At 45.8% G+C, this 830-nt stretch carries 1 protein-coding gene; it reads left to right on the top strand.

Annotation, left to right across the window (positions count from 1 at the left end; genetic code table 11):
• On the top strand, positions 1 to 830 hold an 830-nt coding region (locus tag R7O13_RS25690; RefSeq protein WP_318305048.1), incomplete at both ends, for an extracellular solute-binding protein.

Below are 830 nucleotides of genomic sequence, written 5' to 3' on the forward strand. Positions count from 1 at the left end.
GCACTAACTTGCGCTACTCTAGCTCCAACAGCAATGGCTGCTGAAGAAGTGAACGTCTACTCTTACCGTCAACCTTTTCTAGTTGAACCAATGTTCAACGAGTTCACTAAAGAAACTGGCATCAAAGTAAACGTTAAATTTGCGAAGGAAGGTCTAGCAGAGAAACTAGCTCAGGAAGGCGAATACAGCCCAGCGGACGTTGTCCTGACTACTGATATCAGCCGTCTAGCAGAACTGACAAACAAAGGTCTAGTTCAGAAAGTTGATAGCAAGATCATTGAAGAAAATGTACCAGCTCAGTACCAAGACAAAGAGAATGAGTGGTTTGCACTTACGCTACGTACTCGCAGTGTTTACTCTTCTCGCGACCGTGTTGGCAAACTAGGTGCGGACTTTAACTATGCTGATCTAGCCAAACCAGAATACAAAGGTAAGATTTGTACTCGCAGCGGCAAGCACCCATACAACGTATCTCTTGTTTCTTCGATGATCGCTCACTACGGCGAAGCAGAAACGAAAGAATGGTTGGAAGGCGTGAAAGCGAACCTTGCTCGTAAACCTCAAGGTAACGACCGTGCACAAGTAAAAGCGATCAAAGAAGGTCTATGTGATGTTTCTTTGGGTAACAGCTACTACCTAGGCAAAACGGTTAACGACAAAGAGCAAAAAGCTTGGGCTGATGCGGTTTACATCAATTTCCCGAATCAAGAAACAACAGGCACGCACGTGAACATCTCTGGTATGGCGATGGCGAAATACGCTCCCAACCGAGATAACGCGCTTAAGCTAATGGAGTTCTTGACTGGCGAAACCGCTCAGAAGATGTACGC

The organism is Vibrio sp. Y176, assembly GCF_033438945.1.